The 19,693-nt window shown below is 72.3% G+C and carries 22 protein-coding genes; 12 read left to right on the forward strand and 10 right to left on the reverse strand.

The annotated features are described in order from the left end of the window. Positions 1–121 precede the first annotated feature (121 nt). Positions 122–1,252 (reverse strand): hypothetical protein, encoded by a 1,131-nt coding sequence (locus tag AMK29_RS08065; RefSeq protein WP_073809784.1) that lies wholly within the window; start codon positions 1,250–1,252, stop codon positions 122–124. Then, a complete protein-coding gene (locus tag AMK29_RS08070; RefSeq protein ID WP_073809788.1) occupies positions 1,252–1,941 on the reverse strand; it encodes an RNA polymerase sigma factor in 690 nt (229 codons plus the stop codon). The genes AMK29_RS08065 and AMK29_RS08070 overlap by 1 nt, the downstream gene beginning before the upstream one ends. A gap of 410 nt (positions 1,942–2,351) precedes the next feature. On the opposite strand from AMK29_RS08070, the gene AMK29_RS08075 reads away from it, so the two are divergent. Further along, positions 2,352–3,089 carry a Clp protease N-terminal domain-containing protein gene (locus AMK29_RS08075; protein ID WP_073809793.1) on the forward strand — a complete coding sequence of 246 codons (738 nt, stop codon included), beginning with the start codon at positions 2,352–2,354 and terminating at the stop codon, positions 3,087–3,089. A gap of 13 nt (positions 3,090–3,102) precedes the next feature. On the opposite strand, the gene AMK29_RS08080 is transcribed toward AMK29_RS08075, so the two are convergent. From AMK29_RS08080 to AMK29_RS08090, 3 genes are all read right to left on the reverse strand, one after another. Next, positions 3,103–3,663 (reverse strand): hypothetical protein, encoded by a 561-nt coding sequence (locus AMK29_RS08080; RefSeq protein WP_073809797.1) that lies wholly within the window; start codon positions 3,661–3,663, stop codon positions 3,103–3,105. Between the two features lie 66 nt (positions 3,664–3,729). Next, positions 3,730–4,365 (reverse strand): DUF4328 domain-containing protein, encoded by a 636-nt coding sequence (locus tag AMK29_RS08085; protein WP_079196795.1) that lies wholly within the window; start codon positions 4,363–4,365, stop codon positions 3,730–3,732. Between the two features lie 115 nt (positions 4,366–4,480). After that, positions 4,481–6,103, reverse strand: a complete 1,623-nt coding sequence (locus AMK29_RS08090) for a beta-N-acetylhexosaminidase (protein ID WP_073809805.1) — start codon at positions 6,101–6,103, stop codon at positions 4,481–4,483. 182 nt (positions 6,104–6,285) lie between these two features. Here AMK29_RS08090 and AMK29_RS08095 point away from each other — a divergent pair, with 182 nt between their 5' ends. The 6 genes from AMK29_RS08095 to AMK29_RS08120 all read left to right on the forward strand — a co-directional run bounded on the left by AMK29_RS08095 (position 6,286) and on the right by AMK29_RS08120 (position 11,075). Further along, a complete protein-coding gene (locus tag AMK29_RS08095) occupies positions 6,286–6,885 on the forward strand; it encodes a 2-oxo-4-hydroxy-4-carboxy-5-ureidoimidazoline decarboxylase (RefSeq protein WP_443334060.1) in 600 nt (199 codons plus the stop codon). 192 nt (positions 6,886–7,077) lie between these two features. Further along, positions 7,078–7,458 (forward strand): succinate dehydrogenase, cytochrome b556 subunit, encoded by a 381-nt coding sequence (sdhC, locus tag AMK29_RS08100; RefSeq protein WP_073809812.1) that lies wholly within the window; start codon positions 7,078–7,080, stop codon positions 7,456–7,458. Positions 7,459–7,466: 8 nt separating this feature from the next. Then, positions 7,467–7,946, forward strand: coding sequence for a succinate dehydrogenase hydrophobic membrane anchor subunit (locus tag AMK29_RS08105; protein WP_073809816.1), 480 nt, complete (start codon positions 7,467–7,469; stop codon positions 7,944–7,946). A 25-nt stretch (positions 7,947–7,971) separates the two neighbouring features. After that, a complete protein-coding gene (gene sdhA / locus AMK29_RS08110) occupies positions 7,972–9,726 on the forward strand; it encodes a succinate dehydrogenase flavoprotein subunit (protein ID WP_073809820.1) in 1,755 nt (584 codons plus the stop codon). Beyond that, the gene (locus AMK29_RS08115; protein WP_015035718.1) at positions 9,726–10,484 is read left to right on the forward strand and encodes a succinate dehydrogenase iron-sulfur subunit; all 759 of its coding nucleotides are present in this window, start codon (positions 9,726–9,728) and stop codon (positions 10,482–10,484) included. Before sdhA ends, AMK29_RS08115 begins: the two co-directional genes overlap by 1 nt. An 81-nt stretch (positions 10,485–10,565) precedes the next feature. Further along, positions 10,566–11,075 (forward strand): hypothetical protein, encoded by a 510-nt coding sequence (locus tag AMK29_RS08120; protein ID WP_073809824.1) that lies wholly within the window; start codon positions 10,566–10,568, stop codon positions 11,073–11,075. 7 nt (positions 11,076–11,082) lie between these two features. Here AMK29_RS08120 and AMK29_RS08125 read toward each other — a convergent pair whose 3' ends face one another. Together AMK29_RS08125 and AMK29_RS08130 are read right to left on the reverse strand one after the other, a co-directional pair. Beyond that, positions 11,083–11,655 (reverse strand): MarR family winged helix-turn-helix transcriptional regulator, encoded by a 573-nt coding sequence (locus AMK29_RS08125; RefSeq protein ID WP_079196796.1) that lies wholly within the window; start codon positions 11,653–11,655, stop codon positions 11,083–11,085. 45 nt (positions 11,656–11,700) lie between these two features. After that, on the reverse strand, positions 11,701–12,471 hold the full coding sequence (locus tag AMK29_RS08130; RefSeq protein WP_073809829.1) for an alpha/beta fold hydrolase: 771 nt from the start codon (positions 12,469–12,471) through the stop codon (positions 11,701–11,703). A 125-nt stretch (positions 12,472–12,596) separates the two neighbouring features. On the opposite strand from AMK29_RS08130, the gene AMK29_RS08135 reads away from it, so the two are divergent. From AMK29_RS08135 to AMK29_RS08145, 3 genes are read left to right on the forward strand one after another with little or no spacing between them, the layout of a single operon-like run. Beyond that, the gene (locus AMK29_RS08135; RefSeq protein ID WP_073809832.1) at positions 12,597–13,031 is read left to right on the forward strand and encodes a hypothetical protein; all 435 of its coding nucleotides are present in this window, start codon (positions 12,597–12,599) and stop codon (positions 13,029–13,031) included. Between the two features lie 6 nt (positions 13,032–13,037). Continuing rightward, positions 13,038–13,475 carry a thiol-disulfide oxidoreductase DCC family protein gene (locus tag AMK29_RS08140; protein ID WP_198942197.1) on the forward strand — a complete coding sequence of 146 codons (438 nt, stop codon included), beginning with the start codon at positions 13,038–13,040 and terminating at the stop codon, positions 13,473–13,475. 19 nt (positions 13,476–13,494) lie between these two features. Continuing rightward, positions 13,495–14,310 (forward strand): TetR/AcrR family transcriptional regulator, encoded by an 816-nt coding sequence (locus AMK29_RS08145; RefSeq protein ID WP_073810710.1) that lies wholly within the window; start codon positions 13,495–13,497, stop codon positions 14,308–14,310. 12 nt (positions 14,311–14,322) lie between these two features. On the opposite strand, the gene AMK29_RS08150 is transcribed toward AMK29_RS08145, so the two are convergent. Next, positions 14,323–15,663 (reverse strand): metallophosphoesterase, encoded by a 1,341-nt coding sequence (locus tag AMK29_RS08150; protein WP_073809835.1) that lies wholly within the window; start codon positions 15,661–15,663, stop codon positions 14,323–14,325. 17 nt (positions 15,664–15,680) lie between these two features. Next, on the reverse strand, positions 15,681–15,926 hold the full coding sequence (locus tag AMK29_RS08155; RefSeq protein ID WP_073809839.1) for an SCO4848 family membrane protein: 246 nt from the start codon (positions 15,924–15,926) through the stop codon (positions 15,681–15,683). 109 nt (positions 15,927–16,035) lie between these two features. Between AMK29_RS08155 and AMK29_RS08160 the strand changes: the two genes are divergently transcribed. Next, positions 16,036–17,307: a D-alanyl-D-alanine carboxypeptidase family protein gene (locus AMK29_RS08160; protein ID WP_241845205.1), complete on the forward strand. Its 1,272-nt coding sequence runs from the start codon at positions 16,036–16,038 to the stop codon at positions 17,305–17,307. Here the strand turns inward: AMK29_RS08160 and AMK29_RS08165 are convergent. Further along, a complete protein-coding gene (locus AMK29_RS08165) occupies positions 17,231–18,142 on the reverse strand; it encodes a YihY/virulence factor BrkB family protein (protein WP_073809848.1) in 912 nt (303 codons plus the stop codon). The two genes, AMK29_RS08160 and AMK29_RS08165, sit on opposite strands and share 77 nt — an antisense overlap. Before the next feature lie 128 nt (positions 18,143–18,270). Between AMK29_RS08165 and AMK29_RS08170 the strand changes: the two genes are divergently transcribed. Further along, positions 18,271–19,647, forward strand: a complete 1,377-nt coding sequence (locus tag AMK29_RS08170) for an FAD-binding oxidoreductase (protein ID WP_073809852.1) — start codon at positions 18,271–18,273, stop codon at positions 19,645–19,647. The last annotated feature ends 46 nt before the right edge of the window (positions 19,648–19,693 follow it).

Below are 19,693 nucleotides of genomic sequence, written 5' to 3' on the forward strand. Positions count from 1 at the left end.
CCGGGGGAACGTGTCCCACCCGCGCCGGGTGCGCGGAGCCGTAGGTACGGGGGGAACCCCGGCTCTCTGCGCGGCCGATGACCAGTCGGCACTTCATACTGCGCCGACGGGTCGAGAAGTGTTACACCGCGAGCGGAACGCGTGTGGTGACGGCGATCCCGAGGGGCAGGACGGCGGAGAGCCGGGCGGTGCCGGTACGGGTGTTCCCCGAGCTGTCGCGCGTGTCGTCCCGGCCGCCGTCCGGGCGTTCCTCGGACCTGCCGTCGGCCCTGCCGCCGCCCTGCCGGGTGTCCTGCGAGCCGCCCTTGGCGTCGTCCTTGTCGTCCCCGGTGTCGGCGTCGGAGTCCTTGCCGTCGTCCTTGGCCCCGCCCTCGGGCGTGCCGGCGTCGCCGCCGAGGATCCGGTCGCAGTAGCGGCGCAGCGTCTCACCGCCGCGCAGGCTGTTCGTGAGCTGCTTCCGGCCGGTGACGTCGAGCCGGCCCGTCCGGTACTCCCGGCAGGCCTGGACGGCCTTCGCCAGGGAGGTCGTGCCGCCGGTGCCGGGGTCCGTTCCCGTACCGCCGGAGTCCTTGCCCGTACCCGCCGTGCTCCTGCCCGGCTTCGGGGTGCCGGGGCCCGCGGTGCCCGTGGTGTGGCCGTCCGGGCCGCCGGTGGGCGGTGCGGTGGTGGTGCCGGTGCCCGCGGAGGGGGACACGCCGGGCGTGGGTTCACCGTCGGCGCCCGGAGCCGTCGGGGGCGCCTCGGGGTCCTCGCGTATGCCGGGCTCCTTGGAGACGAGCGTGTCGGCGCTCTCCCCCGCCGTGACGGAGCTGGCGGGCGCCGGGCCCACCAGGGGCAGCACACCTGTTCCAGCGGCGACGGCGACCCCTCCGACGGTGACGGCGGCGACCGCGGCGGCCAGTCCGTACCGCACGGAGCGTCCCCAGCGGCGCCTCGGCGCGGCGACCGGCACGAGCCGCACCCGGCCGAGGTCGGCGCGGAGGGTACGGCCGTGCGGCGCTCCGGCCGGCACGGAGGCGCGGGCGGCCGCGCGCTCGGCGGTGGCCTTCCGGAAGGCGGCGAGTGCGGCGGCCTCGCCGGGCAGTTCGCCGCTCCCGGCCGCGGGGAAGGCGGGGGTACGGGCCGCGTCGAGGGCGCCGGCGAGGCGCTCGGCCCCGGCGCGCGCGTGGTCGTCGACGGCGTCGACCGGCTCGCCGCGGAGCAGCCGCTCGGCGGCCTCCTGGTCGAGCCACTGGTACCGCTCGTCGGCCATCACATGTCCTTCTGCGTACGGGGACGTGATTGCGTCACACCGCGGGGCGGCACGGACCCCGGCAGGCGCCCGCGTTGCGGAGGCACACCGTCCAGCGCGGCGACGGCTCCGGCGCCGCCGTCGGCCCCGTCCGCGTCACCGTCGACGCCGAGGAGTTCGGCGAGCTTCTTCAGGCCGCGGTGGGCCGCGGTGCGTACGGCGCCGGGGCGTTTCCCCAGCGTGTCGGCGGCGCTCTTGGCGTCGAGTCCGACGACGACGCGCAGGACGACGGCCTCGGCCTGGTCCTGCGGAAGCTGGGCGATCAGCCGCATGGCGTGTCCGGTGGCGAGGGCCTCCAGGGCTTCGCCCGCCGTGTCCGACGCCGCGGGCTTGTCGGTGAGTTCGGCCTCGTCGGCGCCGGCGGCGGGGCGCCTGCCCCGCATCCGTATGTGGTCGAGGGCGCGGTTGCGGGCGATCCGGGCGGCCCAGCCGCGGAAGCGGTCCGCGTCGCCGTCGAAGCGGTCGAGGTCGCGGGCGATCTGGAGCCAGGACTCCGAGGTGACGTCCTCGGCGTCGGCGTCGCCGACCAGTGTGCGTATGTAGCCGAGCAACCGTGGATGCACGGCGCGATACACAGTACGGAAGGCGTTCTCGTCCCCGTCCTGCGCAGCGAGCACCGCGGCCGTCAGCTCCGCGTCGTCCCCCAGCACTCCCCAAACCCTGTTCGTCGGTCGCGTCGTCGCGTCGTCGCTCCATCGCGGCTGGTCACCACCGCCACGCCGCCTCGCGCATCTGCACGCTACGTCGTGGCGCGGCGTCACGTCCACGCGATCCGGGGTCTTTGTGCAACTTGCAACCTTCGAGCGACGGCGCGCGGGGAGCGTGTGGGGCGCGCCCGGATGCGGGTGCGCGGCGGTGTGACAGAAAACGCACCCCCGGCGCTGAAAGGAGTACGGAGCCGTGCTGCGGCTCCGTGGACGACGACCGGGGTCTCTCCTGTGGGGGGTGGCGACCCCGGTCGTCTCCCTTTTCCCCACCCTTTTCCGCCCTTCTGCCGCCCTTCCCTCTCGACTGTCAACTGACGGTTGACACTGGCGGGGTGTCAACCTAGGGTTGCCTCATGACGCATCCAGTCGGCATGAATGTCCCCGTCCGTCTCGACGAACTCATCGACGCGATCAAGAAGGTCCACCCCGACGCCCTGGAGCAGCTCTCCGGCGCCGTCATCGCGGCGGACCACCTCGGCGATGTCGCCGACCACCTCATCGGCCACTTCGTGGACCAGGCCCGGCGCTCCGGCGCCTCCTGGACCGACATCGGCCGCAGCATGGGCGTGACCCGCCAGGCGGCACAGAAGCGGTTCGTTCCCAAGGACCCGGACACGGAGAAGATGGACCCGAACGCCGGGTTCAACCGCTTCACCCCCCGCGCCAGGAACGTGGTCATGGCCTCCCAGAACGAGGCCACGGCCGTCGGCAACGCCGAGATCACCCCCGCCCACCTGGCGCTCGGCCTGCTCGCCGAGCCCGAGGGGATCGCCGCGTACTGGATCACCTCCCAGGGCGTGACCCTCGACCAGGTCCGCGAGGCCGCCGCCGCGACCCTGCCGCCGGGCGTCGAGGAGCCGCCCGCCCTCGTCCCGTACGACGCGGCGGCGAAGAAGGTCCTGGAGCTGACGTTCCGCGAGGCCCTGCGCCTCGGCCACAACTACGTCGGCACCGAGCACATCCTGCTCGCCCTCCTGGAGCACGAGGACGGCACGGGCGTGCTCACCGGCCTCGGACTCGACAAGGCCACGGCGGAGCGGCAGATCGCCGAGACCATCGCCTCGGCGACGGTCGAGGCGCCGGAGTCCTGACCGGATCCGACCCTCAGGCGGTGCGGGCCCGGCGCGAGACGACCGCGCGCAGCACCCGGCCACCCTCGACGGAGAGTTCACGCGCCCGCCGCAGACCGGTCGGGCCCTGGGCGACCGACGCGAGGACGGCCTGCTGGCGGCGGAGCTCCCCGGCGAGCAGCGGGCCCGCACCGTCCGCGTCCCCGGCCCGGCAGCGCTCGACGAGGCCGTCGGGCACCTCGGCGGCGTCGAACCGGCCGTGCAGGGCGAGTGCGGTGCCGGAGCAGGCGTGGGCCCAGGCACGGAGCTCTTCGGCGGTCCAGCCCGCCGGGGCGGCGGACAGCATCCCGCGTACGGTCCCGGCGTCCTCCGTGCCGTCGGCGTCCAGTGCGACGCGGGCCTTGGCGACGGCCTCGCTCCAGGCGTTCCCGTCACCGCGCGCGACGGCCGCCCAGACGGGCCGAAGGGCGTCGCCCCCGTCGGCGGCGAGCAGGGGGAGACAGCGGTCGAGGCAGGCGAGGCCGGCCGCGGCCAGGCCCCGCTCGTCGGCCCCGTCGATCAGTTCCAGCAGGCTCCGGCCGTTCCCCGACGTCATGGACGCCTCCTCGCCACCCGATGCGGACGCAGTACTTCCCCTACTGCGCCGGGGGGCGCTTTTTCGTCACTGCGCGGCCGGAATCATGCCAGTGGCCTTGGCGTGCTGCATAGAGGTCAGACGCCGGACGAAGAGGATGGCGAGGACGGCGGCGGCGATGTCGAGGACGTAGCCCGCGAGGGACCACCGGGTCGCGTCGAGCCAGGCCTCGATGGTCTCCGCCCTCTTGAACATCTGGCCGGAGGTCCAGTTCACCAAGGTGCCGGCGACCCAGCACGTCCACCAGCTGTTGAGCAGCGTCAGCTCCCGACCGCCGTCGGCGGCGTACGGCTGCCAGCGGCTGGCCCGCCAGATGTCGACGGCGACCGCCCGCGGGATCCAGAGGTTGGCGAGCGGGACGAACCAGCCGCCGATGGCCCAGCCCGGCTTCCGGCCCTGCAGGTCACCGGCCCAGATCTCGGCGTTCTTCCGCAGTCGGTGGAACCAGACGATGAAGACGACCGCGGTCGCGAGGTACAGGGTGAGCGACAGGCTGTAGGCCAGGTTCAGGTCGATCGGCCCGAACGTCTCCGGGCCGTAGGGGTCGGGCTCGGCGGCCGTCACCACGCGGACGTCCATGAGGCCGAGGAAGAGATCGAAGGCGATGTTGCCCGCCAGCAGGGCCACCACGGCATGCGAAAGGCCGTTCGGATTGCGAAGCACGGGTGTGTTCCCCCCCAGGGAAGTGCGGCGCCCCTCCCCGAGGCGCCGGCGGCGGCCGAGCGGCCGCCGCCGGGGGAACGTACGCGATCCGGAGCGGCCGCGTCCACGACGGCCGTCAGCGCACCTCCGCCGCCAGCGCCCGGAACTGGTCCCAGGTCAGGGTCGGTCTCGCCGGGTCCCAGACCTTCTGGGCGAGGGCCGTCAGGGGGAGCCGGATGCCGTCCGCCACCTGCGCCTGCGTCTGCGCGCGGGACAGGTCGCACCAGACCGCGAAGCGGGCGCCGAGGATCTGCGGGTCGTACCGCGCGGGGACCGGGGTGGTGCCCCGCAGCACCCGCGGGGTCCACTGCTCGTAGATACGGCGGCCCGTCGGGTACGTGAACTGGTTCGGCTCGCCGAGGACGTAGTAGAGGTACTCGTCGTTGAGGTTCACGACCTTGCGGCCCTCGGCCAGGTACTCGACCGGCGGCCGGACACCGATCTCCTTGCCGGTCCAGTACTCGACCTCGATGCCCTTGTCGGCGTTGACGACCCCGCCCCGGAAGAAGCCGTCGTTCCAGGCCTTCGCGACCTTGTCGGTGCCGCGCACCACCGCCGCCCGGTCGTTCAGCCAGCCCTCCGCCAGGTCCTGGACGCGCGCGTCGGGGCCGTACTTCTGCCGGGCCGCCGAGGCCAGCTGCGGATAGGAGGCCTCCGGGGAACGGACGGTCAGGGCCTGGTACTCGTCGGCACCGACGTGGAACCAGCCGCCGGGGAAGAGCGCGGCGTACTCCCGCAGCAGCTCGTCCACGAGCCGCGCGGAGGCGGGCTTGGAGATGTCGATCGCACCCTGGCGCGGCGTCCCCTGGACGTTGAGCAGCCGCAGCTCGGGATACGCCCGCAGGACCGCTCCGAGGTGTCCGGGCGAGTCGATCTCGGGCACGACGGTGATGTGCAGGCTCTGCGCGAGGGCGAGGATCCGGCGCACCTCGGCCTTGGTGAGGTGCTGGTCCGAGACGATCTCGGGGTGGGTGTCCGAGGCGATCCGGAACCCCTGGTCGTCGGAGAAGTGCAGACCGAACTGGTTGAGCTTGAGGTCGGCCATCTCCCGGAGCCGGGCCTCGATCCACTCCGCGGTGAAGAACTTGCGGGCGATGTCGAGGTTCAGGCCTCGCTGCGGCTTCGCGGGGGTGTCGACGACCGTGCCCTCGGGCATCGCGCCCGAGCCGTTCACCGACTGCTTCAGGGTGCGGGTCCCGTAGAAGACGCCGGCCTGGTCGGGCCCGGTGATCCTGACCCGGTCGTCGCGGGTGATGAGGGTGTACGACTCGGGGGAGCCCTTGCCGCCGAGGGCCAGCTCGACGTCGCCCGCGCGGGCGGCGACGGCTCCGCGGTACGCGATCTTCAGCTCTCCCGCGAGCATCCGCGCCTCGTCGGCGAGCCCCTCGCTGCCGGCCGCGATGACGATCCCGGCCGTCGGCGTGGGTTTCCAGCCGGGGCCGCGGGCGGCCTCGTGGTCACGGACGGCGGGGATGGTGCGGGGCGCCGTGGAGAGCGGGTAGGTCCGGGTCGGCGTAGGCGTGGGGCTGGGCGGCGCGCTGGTGGGCGCGGCGCTCGCGGAGGTGCCGCCGGACGGGGTGGGGGGCGGGGGCGCTCCGGTGGGAGTGCCGTTCGAACAGGCCGCCACGGTGGCCAGTGCCACCGCGGTCGCCAGCAGTGCGGGGCCCTTGTGGGGCCCTCGTATGGAGTACCGCATCATTCGGAATCCTCCCGTACGGCGGACGGTCCGGCCAATCGGGGGAACGGAACCCGATCATCCATCACATGTTCCGAAACTCTCCCTTCCGGGTGAAATTCGTGCATCCGTCGGACACTTCCCTCGTCCCGTCGATAACGTTGAGTCACGTCCACCCCACCCGTCCCGGAGTACCGGAGCCCACGCTGACCAGCGACACCCACGTCCCCTGCCGGAAACCGGGTTCCACGGACACACCCGCCTCCCCCGCCGCCACTGCCGTGCCCGCGCAGCACCAGGGCCCCGCGGCCCACGGCACCCTCCGGGGGCTCACCGGCTTCAACGCCGCCGGGCCCGCCGAGGCCGAGGCGCTGCTCCTCTCCTGCTGCCACAGTCGCCGTTGGGCCGAACGGGTGGCGGCGCATCGCCCGTACCCGACCGTGGACGCCCTGCTCGCCGCCGCCGACGAGGCCGGTTACGACCTGTCCCGCGCCGATCTCGACGAGGCCCTGGCCGCCGAGTCCTCCGCGCTGCCGCACCCGGACGCCCCGCCGGCCGCCCGGACCGCGCTGCGGGCCGCCCACGCCGCGTACGAGAGCAGCTTCGGACACGCGTTCGTGATCAGCCTCGACGGAGTGCGCCCCGGGGAGCGCCTCGACCAGGTACTGGCCGGTATCCGGTCACGTCTCGGCAACGAACCGGAGGAGGAGCGGGTGATCGCGGCCGACGAACTGCGCCGGCTCGCCCGGGCCCGACTGGCCTTCCGGCTCTCCGAGGCGCTCACACCCCGACACACCGGGCCGTGATTCCGTCCGGAATGCGGCGATTCCGGCCCGCACGATAGCCCGTCCGTGCCTGTTTGATCACACCGATGGACCCCGCGCGAACGAACCGACAACTCGTCGCTACGATGACCGGGGCCGGTGGACCGTACCCGGCCGGGTCAGACCGACACTGAAGCCGGCCGACCCTGATCCCCGCTCCCGGAGGGTTTTTCCGTGCCGGCTGGAACGCTGTACCGCGGCCGGGAAGGAATGTGGAGCTGGGTGGCTCATCGAGTCACCGGCGTCCTCATCTTCTTCTTCCTGTTCGTACACGTGCTGGACACCGCTCTCGTCCGCGTCTCCCCCGAGGCGTACGACGAGGTCGTCGCGACCTACAAGACGCCGATCGTCGCTCTTCTGGAGTACGGCCTCGTCGCAGCCATCCTCTTCCACGCGCTGAACGGCCTCCGGGTCATCGCCGTGGACTTCTGGTCCAAGGGCCCGCGCTACCAGAAGCAGATGCTCTGGACCGTCGTGGGCATCTGGGTCGTGCTGATGGCGGGCTCGCTGTACCCGATCCTCGGCCACGCCGCACGTGAACTGTTCGGGAGCTGACGCCAGACATGTCCTCTGACACCACCTCCGCCGCGATCGGCCCCGTCGAGGGCGGCGCCGTCTACGACGTGGACAACCCCGCGCCGTACATCGAGGCCCCCCGCAAGCGCACCGGAAAGACCCCGCGCGCGACCCGTGGCAACTTCGAGATGGCCGCATGGCTCTTCATGCGCCTCTCCGGCGTCGTCCTCGTCGTGCTGGTCCTCGGCCACCTGCTGATCCAGCTCTTCCTGGACGGCGGCGTCTCCAAGATCGGCTTCGCCTTCGTGGCCGGCCGCTGGGCGTCCCCGTTCTGGCAGGTCTGGGACCTGCTGATGCTCTGGCTCGCCATGCTGCACGGCGCCAACGGCCTCCGTACCGTCATCAACGACTACGCGGAGCGGGCCAACACGCGCCTGTGGCTCAAGGGCCTGCTGTACACCGCCACGGTGTTCACCATCCTTCTGGGCACGCTGGTGATCTTCACCTTCGACCCGAACATCCGCTAGGCACGGGGCTGAGGTAATCCACGTCATGAAGATCCACAAGTACGACACCGTCATCGTCGGCGCCGGCGGCGCCGGCATGCGCGCCGCCATCGAGGCGACGAAGCGCAGCCGCACCGCCGTGCTGACGAAGCTCTACCCCACCCGCTCCCACACGGGCGCCGCGCAGGGCGGCATGGCCGCCGCGCTGGCGAACGTGGAGGAGGACAACTGGGAGTGGCACACCTTCGACACGGTCAAGGGCGGTGACTACCTGGTCGACCAGGACGCCGCCGAGATCCTGGCGAAGGAGGCCATCGACGCCGTCCTCGACCTGGAGAAGATGGGCCTGCCGTTCAACCGCACCCCGGACGGCACCATCGACCAGCGCCGCTTCGGCGGTCACTCCCGCAACCACGGCGAGGCCCCGGTCCGCCGGTCCTGCTACGCCGCGGACCGCACCGGCCACATGATCCTCCAGACGCTGTACCAGAACTGCGTCAAGGAGGGCGTGGAGTTCTTCAACGAGTTCTACGTCCTGGACCAGCTGATCACCGAGGTCGACGGCGTCAAGAAGTCCGCCGGCGTCGTCGCGTACGAGCTGGCCACCGGGGAGATCCACATCTTCCAGGCCAAGGCCGTGATCTACGCCTCCGGCGGCACCGGCAAGTTCTTCAAGGTGACCTCCAACGCGCACACCCTGACCGGTGACGGCCAGGCCGCCTGCTACCGCCGCGGTCTGCCCCTGGAGGACATGGAGTTCTTCCAGTTCCACCCGACGGGCATCTGGCGCATGGGCATCCTGCTGACGGAGGGCGCCCGCGGTGAGGGCGGCATCCTCCGCAACAAGGACGGCGAGCGCTTCATGGAGAAGTACGCGCCGGTCATGAAGGACCTCGCGTCCCGTGACGTCGTCTCCCGCTCCATCTACACGGAGATCCGCGAGGGCCGCGGCTGCGGTCCCGAGGGCGACCACGTCTACCTGGACCTGACGCACCTCCCGCCGGAGCAGCTGGACGCCAAGCTCCCGGACATCACCGAGTTCGCCCGTACGTACCTCGGCATCGAGCCGTACACGGACCCGATCCCGATCCAGCCCACCGCGCACTACGCCATGGGCGGCATCCCGACCAACGTCGAGGGTGAGGTCCTCCTGGACAACACCACCGTCGTCCCGGGCCTGTACGCGGCCGGCGAGGTCGCCTGCGTGTCGGTGCACGGCGCCAACCGCCTCGGCACCAACTCGCTGCTCGACATCAACGTCTTCGGCAAGCGCGCCGGCATCGCCGCCGCCGAGTACTCCGCGAAGTCCGACTACGTGGAACTGCCGGAGAACCCGGCGGCGTTCGTCGCGGAGCAGATCGAGCGGCTGCGCGACTCCACGGGCAGCGAGCGGGTGGCCGACATCCGCCGCGAGCTCCAGGAGACGATGGACGCCAACGTGATGGTGTTCCGCACGGAGCAGACCATCAAGACGGCCGTCGAGAAGATCGGCGAGCTGCGCGAGCGCTACCTGAACGTGTCCATCCAGGACAAGGGCAAGCGGTTCAACACGGACCTCCTGGAGGCCGTCGAGCTGGGCAACCTGCTCGACCTGGCCGAGGTCATGGCCGTCTCGGCCCTGGCGCGCAAGGAGTCCCGCGGCGGTCACTACCGCGAGGACTACCCCAACCGCGACGACGTCAACTTCATGCGCCACACCATGGCGTACCGCGAGGTCGGCGAGGACGGCTCCGAGACCGTCCGTCTCGACTACAAGCCGGTCGTCCAGACCCGCTACCAGCCGATGGAGCGTAAGTACTGATGGCTACCCCCGTACTGGACAAGGTGGAGAAGGACTCCGCCGCCTCCCCGTACATCACGGTCACGATGCGGATCCGCCGCTTCAACCCCGAGGTGTCGGACGCGTCGGTCTGGGAGGACTTCCAGATCGAGATCGACCCCAAGGAGCGGGTGCTCGACGCCCTCCACAAGATCAAGTGGGACGTCGACGGCACGCTGACCTTCCGCCGCTCGTGCGCGCACGGCATCTGCGGCTCGGACGCGATGCGGATCAACGGCAAGAACAGGCTCGCCTGCAAGACGCTGATCAAGGACATCAACCCCGAGAAGCCCATCACGGTCGAGGCCATCAAGGGCCTGACGGTCCTCAAGGACCTCGTCGTGGACATGGAGCCGTTCTTCCAGGCGTACCGGGACGTCATGCCGTTCCTGGTCACCAAGGGCAACGAGCCGACGCGTGAGCGTCTGCAGTCCGCCGAGGACCGTGAGCGCTTCGACGACACCACCAAGTGCATCCTGTGCGCCGCGTGCACGTCGTCCTGCCCGGTCTTCTGGAACGACGGCCAGTACTTCGGTCCGGCCGCGATCGTCAACGCGCACCGCTTCATCTTCGACTCGCGTGACGAGGCGGGCGAGCAGCGCCTGGAGATCCTGAACGACAAGGACGGCGTGTGGCGCTGCCGCACGACGTTCAACTGCACCGACGCGTGCCCCCGTGGCATCGAGGTCACGAAGGCCATCCAGGAAGTCAAGCGCGCGCTGATCACGCGCCGCTTCTGACGTACCGTTCGGTCGTCACGGCCCGCTTCTGTACGCTGCGGCGTGCAGGAGCGGGCTTTTTTCTTCGGAGGACGGGGACTGATGAGCGAGCCGAACCCTTACGCGTCGGAGGGCTACGAGTGGGGCCCCGGCCAGCAGGCCGGGACGCCGGGCTACGGGTATCCGCAGGGCGGCTACCAGCCGACGATCCCCGAGGGGGTGCCGGTGCCGCCGCAGCAGCCGTCGTACGCGCCGGTGCCGGCCGCGGGCGCGCCGCTGCTGAGCCTGGGTGACATCACCGTCGTGGGCGACCAGATCATCACCCCGGCCGGGCCGATGCCCCTGAAGGGCGCCGTGTGGAACGCGATGGACATGTCGCGGACCGAGGAGAAGATGCCCACGGTCGCGGTCGTCCTGGCGGTCGTCTTCTTCATCTTCTGTCTGCTGGGCCTGCTGTTCCTGCTGATGAAGGAGAAGCAGACCACCGGCTTCATCCAGGTCACGGTGACCAGCGGCGGCAAGCACCACGCGACGATGATCCCGGCGCGGGGCCCGGACACCATCCACTGGGTGATGGGGCAGCTCAACTACGCGCGGTCGCTCAGCATGTGACCTGCGGTCAGCCGGGCCAGTGGCGGGCGGGCTCCGTGGACTCCGCCTCGACCATGACCCGGCGCAGCAGGTCGTTGAGGAGGGCGCGTTCCTCGGGGGTGAGGACGCCCAGGAGCCGGGACTCCTCGTGGCCGAGGACGTCCATCGCGCCGAGCCAGGTCTCCCGGCCGGCGGCGGTGAGCTCGACGACGACCCGCCTGCGCCCGGCCGTGGACCGGACGCGGCGGACGAAGCCCCGCTTCTCCAGGGCGTCGAGACGGCTCGCCACGGAGGCCGAGGCGAGGTCGAGGTCCTGGGCGAGCTCGGAGGGGGCGGCGGTGCCGCCGCGCCCGGCGAGCTTGTGGAGCGTGTCGAACTCGTGGCGCTCCAGGTCGTAGTCCAGGAGGGACTGCTCCCTGACCCGGCGGAGGTGGACGGAGAGCTTCTTCATCCGGGTGACCGCGCCTTCGACCACGGGGTCGAGGCCGGGCAGGACGGGCTGCCAGTGGGCGATGTGCTCGTCGGTCCAGTCGCTCGCGCCGGGCGGCGCGCTCGGGGGGTGCGGTGCGCTCGGGGTGGGGGGTTCCTCGGGGTGCGCCATGGGGCGATCGTACGTCGGTGAGGAACGAAACACCCGAAAGGCCTCCTACCGTCCAGCGGCCTCCGCCAGGAAGGCGACGAGCAGGCGGGCGGTCTCGTCCGGGCGCTCCAGGGCGGGCAGGTGTCCGGCCCAGTCGAGGTCGACGCGGCGGGCGGCGGGCAGGAGACGGGTGAGGTCGTCGGCGACCGCCCGGAAGTCGGGCAGGTCGTGGCGGCCGACGGCCACCAGGGCGGGCACCCGGATGCCGGCGAGGTCCTCCGGGGTGACCACGGGGTCGACCGGGCCGTGCTCGTCGGGGACGGGGAGCTGCACCTCGAAGGCGCGGCGCTGCATCTCCCGGACGAGGGCGCGGGCCTCCTCTCCGGCCTCGGGGCCGAGCCAGGTGTCGACGTTGAGTTCCACGGCGGCGTCGAGGTCGCCCGCTTCGAGCAGGGCGTCCTCGCGCCCGCCCCAGGCCCGCAGCTCCTCGCTCGGCTCCCTGCCGGGCATGCCGGAGCCGAGCAGGGCCAGGGCGGAGACGCGCCCGGGGTGCCGCGCGGCGAGCTCCAGGGCGACCTCGCCGCCGAAGGAGGAGCCGACGACGGCGGCCCGCGCGGTGCCGAGGTGGTCGAGCAGGTCCCGTACGTCGTCGGCGTGGGTGTGCGGGGCGTCGACGGGGGTCTCGCCGAAGCCGCGGAGGTCACAGCGGACGACGCGGTGTCCCGCCGCGGCGAGTGCGGCGAACGGCACGTCCCACATCCGGCGGTCACAGACCCCGGAGTGCAGCAGGACGACGGTCGAGGGGCCGGTGCCGGCCAGGTCATGAGAGAGCGTCACCCGCGTGACCCTAGGGGGCGCGGACCGGGACGGCCACCTCATTCCACCCAGGACTTGAACACGTTCAAGAGGAGGTCTACAGTCATGACTACCAGCTTTTGAACGCGTTCAAGGGAGGGTGGGGCATGGACCTCACTGTCATCGCGTACATCGTCTACCTGCTGATCAGCGTGGCTCTGACCGTCTGGGTCGCCCGCACGCTCAGCCGCAACGGAAGGATCTTCCTCGCGGACGTCCTCCACGGGAACGAGAAGCTCGCCGAGGCGGTCAACCACCTCCTGGTGGTCGGCTTCTACCTCGTCAACTTCGGCTTCGTCGCCCTCTACCTGAGCCAGGACGAGGCCGTCCTCGACGCCCGCGCCCTCTTCGAGGCGCTCTCCGTCAAACTCGGCGTCGTCCTGCTCGTCCTCGGCGTGATGCACCTCGGGAACGTCTACGTCCTCAACAAGATCCGTCGCCGCGGTGTCATGGAGCGCGAACAGGTGCCGCCCGTCGGCCCGCAGGGCTGGACCACCACGCCGAAGGCCGGCCCCTGGGCCCCGCCCGCACCCCAGGGCTGACCCGCCGTGCCGGCCCCGACCGCGCCGACGATCCCCGTCGGGCGACTGACCGTCCTCTACGACGCCGACTGCCCGCTCTGCGTGCACCTCAGGCACTGGCTGCTGCGCCAGCGGCAGCTCGTCCCGCTCGACCTCGTACCGGCCGGATCACGGGAGGCCAGGCGCCGCTTCCCGGACCTCGACCACACCGCCACCCTGCGGGAGATCACCGTGGTCGGGGACCGGGGCCAGGTCTACCGGGAGACCTCCGCCTGGATCGTCTGCCTCTGGGCGCTCGCCGACCACCGGGCCAGGGCCCACTGGCTCGCCACCCCCGCCGGGCAGCCCTTCGCCCGGATGACGGTCCTCGCGGCGGCGAAGTGGCGCGAGGCCCTCAAGGGGCCGGGCGGCGAGGGCGGGTCCTGCGGGGACGGGCGCTGCGAGGTGCCCGGTCCGCCCGGCTAGGCTCGGGCCCGTGAAGGACGTGAAGGACGTGAAGGAAGAGCAGAAGGCCGACGAGGCCGCCGACCGGTCGACCGGGGAGAAGAAGGCCGACGACAAGAAGGCCCCGAAGAGCGAGCAGACCCGCACGCTCATCCTCGAAACCGCGCTGCGGCTGTTCCGGGAGCGCGGTTACGACAAGACGACGATGCGGGCCATCGCCCAGGAGGCCGGGGTCTCCGTCGGCAACGCGTACTACTACTTCTCGTCCAAGGAGCACCTCGTCCAGGGCTTCTACGACCGGATCGCCGAGGAGCACCAGGCGGCCGTCGAACCCATCCTGACCGGCGGCGAGAAGGACCTCACGGCCCGCATCCGCGGGGTCTACCTCGGCTGGCTGGACATCGCAGGGCCGTACCACGAGTTCGCGGCCCAGTTCTTCAAGAACGCGGCCGACCCCGACAGCCCGCTCAGCCCCTTCTCGCCCGAGTCGGAGGGCCCCCGCGAGGCGGCCATCGAGGTGCACCGGCGGGTCATCTCCGGCGCCGCGGTGAAGGTCGACCCGGAACTGGCCGAGGCCCTCCCGCAGTTGCTCTGGCTCCAGCAGATGGGCCTGGTGCTGTTCTGGGTGTACGACCGCTCGGAGGGCGCCGCCAACAGCCGCCGCCTGGTGGAACGGCTCGCGCCGGTCACCGCCCGGGCGATCTCGCTCTCCCGCTTCCGCGTCCTGCGCCCGCTGGTCAAGGAGACGCACGAACTGCTCGCGGACTTCATGCCGACGGCGGCCGGGATGGCGGCGTCGGGCAGGCCCGGGAAGAAGGCCGACCCGAAGCCGCCGAAGCCGCCGAAGACCCCGTGAGCACCGCCCCGGTCACGCCTGCTTCGAGGCGAGCTGGACCAGGGTGATGTCGGACGGCGCGCCGACCCGCACCGGCGGACCCCAGGCGCCCGCGCCCCGGGAGACGTACAGCTGGGTGTCCCCGTACCGCTCCAGCCCGGCGACGGTCGGATTGGCCAGTTCGGCGAGGTAGTTGCCGGGCCAGAGCTGACCGCCGTGGGTGTGACCGGAGAGCTGGAGGTCCACGCCGTGGCGCACGGCGTCGTGGACGACGACCGGCTGGTGGGCGAGGAGGACCGCGGCGCGGGCCCGGTCGCGGTCGCCGAGGGCGCGCGCGAAGTCGGGGCCCTGCCCCTCGCTCTCCCCCGCGATGTCGTCGACGCCGGCCAGGTCGAAGCCGGCCGCGATCTCCACCCGCTCGTTGCGCAGCGGGCGCAGGCCGAGCTCCCGGACGTGGTCGACCCAGGCGTCGGCGCCCGAGAAGTACTCGTGGTTACCGGTCACGAAGAACGAGCCGTGGCGGGCCCGGAGCCGGGCGAGGGGCTCGGCGGCGGGACCGAGGTTCTCCACGGTGCCGTCGACGAGGTCACCGACGACCGCGATCAGGTCGGGCTGGGTGGAGTTGATCGCGTCCACGATGCGCTGGGTGTGGGCCCGGCCCAGGATCGGCCCCAGGTGGATGTCGGAGACGACGGCGATCCGGTAGCCGTGCGCGGCGCGCGGCACCTTGGCGAGCGGGACGGTGACCCGCTTGATCCGGGGGCCGCGCAGCACGCCGTACGTGCCGTAGCCCACGGTTCCGACGGCGGCCGCGGCGGCGGCGCCGCCGACCACCCGGGAGACGAACAGACGCCGGGAGACCTCGGTGGGGACGGACCCGGGCCCGGCCGCCGGGCCGGACGGCACATCGGCCTCCGCCGGCCCGGTCGGGTCGCTCGGCCCCGTCGGTCCGGTCGACCCGGTCGGCTCGGCGGGCTGCGCCGCGGCGGGTACGGGCTCGCGGGCCGGAGCCGGAGCCGGTACGGAAGGCGTCGCCGCGGCGGCGTCGGCCGCGTCCCGGCGGGCGAGCCAGGCGCGCAGCACGGGCCGGACGGCCTCCCCGACGACGAGCGCCAGGGTCACGTACAGGAGCAGCGCGAGCCACAGGTAGCCCGGCCAGGCGACCAGCTGCTGGAGCCGGAAGGGGGCCCCGGCGCGGGCGGAGCCGAGAGCCGCGAACGAGAGCACGGGCAGCACCACGACGGCGACGGTGCCCAGGCGGCGCGGCAGACTCCCGCGCCTCGTGACATCGCGCACCAGGCGCCGCCACACGTACCAGTGGACCGCGCCGAGCAGCGCGAGAACCACGATCAGGACCAGCAGGAAGACGACCACGCCCCGGAACCCCTCTTCTAACCGTTCGCGCGGCGCGCGGCACGCACGCCACGCAACCCGAGCACCCCGATCACCGTCCCCAGGACAAAGGACGTGACGGCAAGCAGCAGATGAACCCAGAAGTAGGCCGTCGGGTCGCCCGCGTCGTCGAACGCGAGGCCGCTCCCGTCGTTCCAGAGGTTCTTGACGAAGGTGATCCAGATGAACCAGCTCCAGACCCCGAACGCGAGCAGGAACCAGGAGACGCGGCGGCTGAGCTTCATGACCCCAGTATCACCGCGTGCCTCAGGGGCCCCGCGTCCGGGTGGACGAGCGGGGGCGAAGCGCCAGCCGGGGTTCGGATCGTCGTTCCGTACCTGTACGTTCACGACCGTGTCTGCTTCGAAGAAGGCCGCCTGGGCGGTCGCCGCTGCCGTGCTCCTGCCGCTCGTCACCGCCGTGCCCTCGCACGCGGCCCCGGAGCCCAAGAAGAGCGAGCAGCCCAAGCCCCCGGCCGCGATGTCCTCGGTCGGCGGCCCCCTGCTCGGCCGGCCCGGTACCCAGGTGAAGCTCGGTCCCGGCGCCCCCGTCCTGCCGAAGGAGCTCTCCGGCCGGTCCTGGATCGTCGCGGACGCGGAGAGCGGCGCCGTCCTCGCCGCGCACAACGCGCACTGGCCGCTGGCGCCGGCGTCCACGCTCAAGATGCTCTTCGCGGACGCGCTCCTGGAGAAGTTCCCCAAGACGCAGAACCACCTGGTCACCACCGCCGACCTCGCCGGGATAGGAGTCGGTTCCAGCCTCGTCGGCATCAAGGAGAAGCAGACCTACAGCGTCCACGACCTGTGGCTCGGCGTCTTCCTCCGCTCCGGCAACGACGCCGTGCACGTCCTGACGAGCATGAACAACGGCCTCCACCAGACCGTGAAGGACATGAACGACCACGCGGCCGAGCTCCAGGCCCTGGACACCCACGTGGTGTCCCCGGACGGTTACGACGCCCCGGGCCAGGTCTCCTCCGCGTACGACCTGACGCTCATCGCCCGCAACGGCATGACGAAGCCCGCCTTCCGCGAGTACGCCGCCACGCCCCGGGCGGTCTTCCCCGGCGAGCAGAAGCCGGGCAAGAAGCGCGAGACCTTCGAGATCCAGAACACCAACCGGCTGCTCACGGGTGACTTCGGCGTCGCCCCGTACCAGGGCATCGCCGGCGTCAAGAACGGCAGCACCACGCACGCGGGTGCCACCTTCACGGGGGTCGCGGAGCGGGGCGGCAGAGTGCTGCTCGTCACCGTGATGAACCCGTCGTCGAAGGAGCAGCACGCCGTCTACCGTGAGACCGCCCGGCTGCTCGACTGGGGCTTCGCCGCGGCCGGGAAGGTGACGCCGGTCGGCGAACTGGTGCCGCCGCGGTCCGCCCGTACGGGGACGTCGGCCCCGGGCGACGGTACGAAGACGGCCCCCGGCAAGGACACCTCCGCCCCGGGGGACACCGTCCAGGCGGGGGCCGCGCAGAAGTCCGGCGGCGTCGGGATCGCGCTCGCCGTGGCGGGCGTGGTGCTGGTGCTCCTCGCCGGTGCCGTCTTCCTGGTCAACCGCCGCTGGCCGCTGGTTGCCTCGGCGGGGCTGCGTCGGCAGCGGGAGCAGGATCCCGACGTGAATCCGTAGCGGTCCAGGCGGCGCAGTACAGCAGCAGCTTCGCGGTGAAGTTGATCCAGAGCATCAGGGCGATGGGGACGCCGAACGCCCCGTACATCGACTTCGCCGCGACGCCCCGCATGTAGCCGCCGAGCAGCAGCTTGAGCAGTTCGAAGCCGACCGCCCCCATGAGCGCCGCCACCACGAGCGCGCGGCGGGGCGGCTGCACGCCGGGCAGCAGCGTCAGCACGTACAGCAGGATGAGGAAGTCGGCGGCGACGCCGACCAGGACGGCCGCGCCCTGGAGGAGGACGCCGCCGGCCCCCTCGCTGGAGACCCCGACCCGGTCGGCGCTCCAGCCGACGGCGGTGGAGCCGAGCCAGGACGCGGCGAGCGAGCCGACCGCGACGGCCCCGAGGCCGAGCAGGACCAGCGCGTCCTTGCCCTTGAGCAGCACCGGGTTGCCCTCGTCCACGTCGTCGAGCTTCCACACCGCGCGCAGGCAGTCGCGCATGGAGCCGATCCAGCTGATGCCGGTGACGAGCAGGAGGGCGCCGGCGACGATGCCGATGGTGCCGGCGTTGGCGACGAGGCCGCCGATGTCGAGCTGCTCGGAGATGCCGGGGACCTGGTCGCCGATCTTCTCCTCGATCCGCTTGAGCTGCTCGTCGGAGAGGAGCGCGGCGCCGATCGCGGCGGCCACGGTGATCAGCGGGAAGAGGGCCAGGAAGGAGAGGAAGGTGATCGCGGCGGCGAGCCGGCTCCAGTGGACCTCGTCGAGGGTCTCGTACGCGCGCCAGGCGTGGGTCCGCATGAGGCGCGTGATCCACGGGCCGATGACGGGGAGCTTGGTCAGCCAGTCCATTCCGTACCTCTACCCGCGATCGGTGCGCTGCTCGGGGGTGTTTTCCCGACTCTCCTTTAATCACCCATTTCGACGAACCGCCATGCAATACCGGCATAAGCGACAGAGGCGGCTATACGGTCACCTCCATGGCTGTCGAGACCTACGTCCTTGACGACGACTGCGAAGAGCTCAGCGGCTGGGGGCGCACCGCCCCGACCCTCGCGCGCGTGCACCGGCCCCGCGGTGAGGCCGAGGCGGCGGAGGCCGTCCGCGGCTGCGGCGCCCGCGGCGCCATCGCCCGGGGCCTCGGCCGCGCGTACGGGGACGCCGCGCGGAACGCCGGCGGCGCCGTCCTCGACACGACCCGCCTCGACCGGATCGAGGCCCTCGACGCCACCGCCGGTCTCGTCGTCTGCGAGGCGGGCGTCAGCCTGCACCGGCTCACGGCGGCGCTGCTGCCGCTCGGCTGGACCGTCCCGGTCACCCCCGCCACCCGGCACATCACCGTCGGCGGGGCCGTCGCCGCCGACGTCCACGGCGCGGACCACCCGACCGCCGGCGGCTTCGGCCGGCACGTGACCGCGCTCCGGCTCCTCACCGCCGACGGCACGGTCCGGACCGTGGTGCCCGGGACCCCGCTCTTCGACGCCACCACCGGCGGCCTGGGTCTGACCGGCGTCATCCTCTCCGTCACCCTGCGGCTGCTGCCCGTCGAGACCTCGCTCATGACCGTGGACACCGAGCGCGCACGGAACCTCGACGACCTGCTGGACCGGCTCGCCTCCACCGACCACCGGTACCGCTACTCCGTCGCCCGGATCGACCTGCGTGCCCGGGGCGCAGCCACGGGCCGCGCCGTCCTCACGCGCGGCGACCACGCGCCGTACGACGCGCTGCCGCGCCGCCACCGGGCCCGCCGGGCGCCGCTCGCCTTCCGGCCCGTACGGCTGCCGGCCGCGCCCCCGTACGTCCCCGGCGGGCTGTTCGGCCGCGCCGCCGCCGGAGTCCTCGACGAGCTCCGGCACCGCTGGGCGCCCCGCGCGAGCGCCGGCCGGCTCCAGCCGTTCTCCGCCTTCCTCCACCCCCTCGACGCCGTCCCGCACTGGAACCGGCTGTACGGGCGCGAGGGCCTCGTCCCGTACCGCTGTGTGGTCCCGTACGGGCAGGAAGAGGCCCTGCGGGGGATCGTGCGGCGCATCGGGGACCGCGGCTGCCCCTCGTTCCACGCCGTCCTCGGCCGTCTCGGCGCGGGCGGCCCCGGCCCGCTCTCGTACCCGCTCCCCGGCTGGGAGCTCTCCCTCGACCTGCCGGCCGGCCTGCCCGGGCTCGGGACCTTCCTCGACGCGCTGGACGAGGAGGTCGCGGGCGCGGGCGGCCGGGTCCAGCTCGCCGAGGACTCCCGCGTACGACCGGAGACGTCGGCCGCCATGTACCCCCGGCTCGACGAGTTCCGCGCCCTGCGCGCCGCCCTCGACCCCCGGTCCGTCTTCACCTCGGACCTCTCCCGCCGCCTCGCCCTCTAGGGGGTGTCGTCTCGATCAGGCCGGGCTCGCGGGGCATGGCACCGCA

The organism is Streptomyces sp. CB02261 (genome assembly GCF_001905665.1).
Lineage (GTDB): Bacteria > Actinomycetota > Actinomycetes > Streptomycetales > Streptomycetaceae > Streptomyces.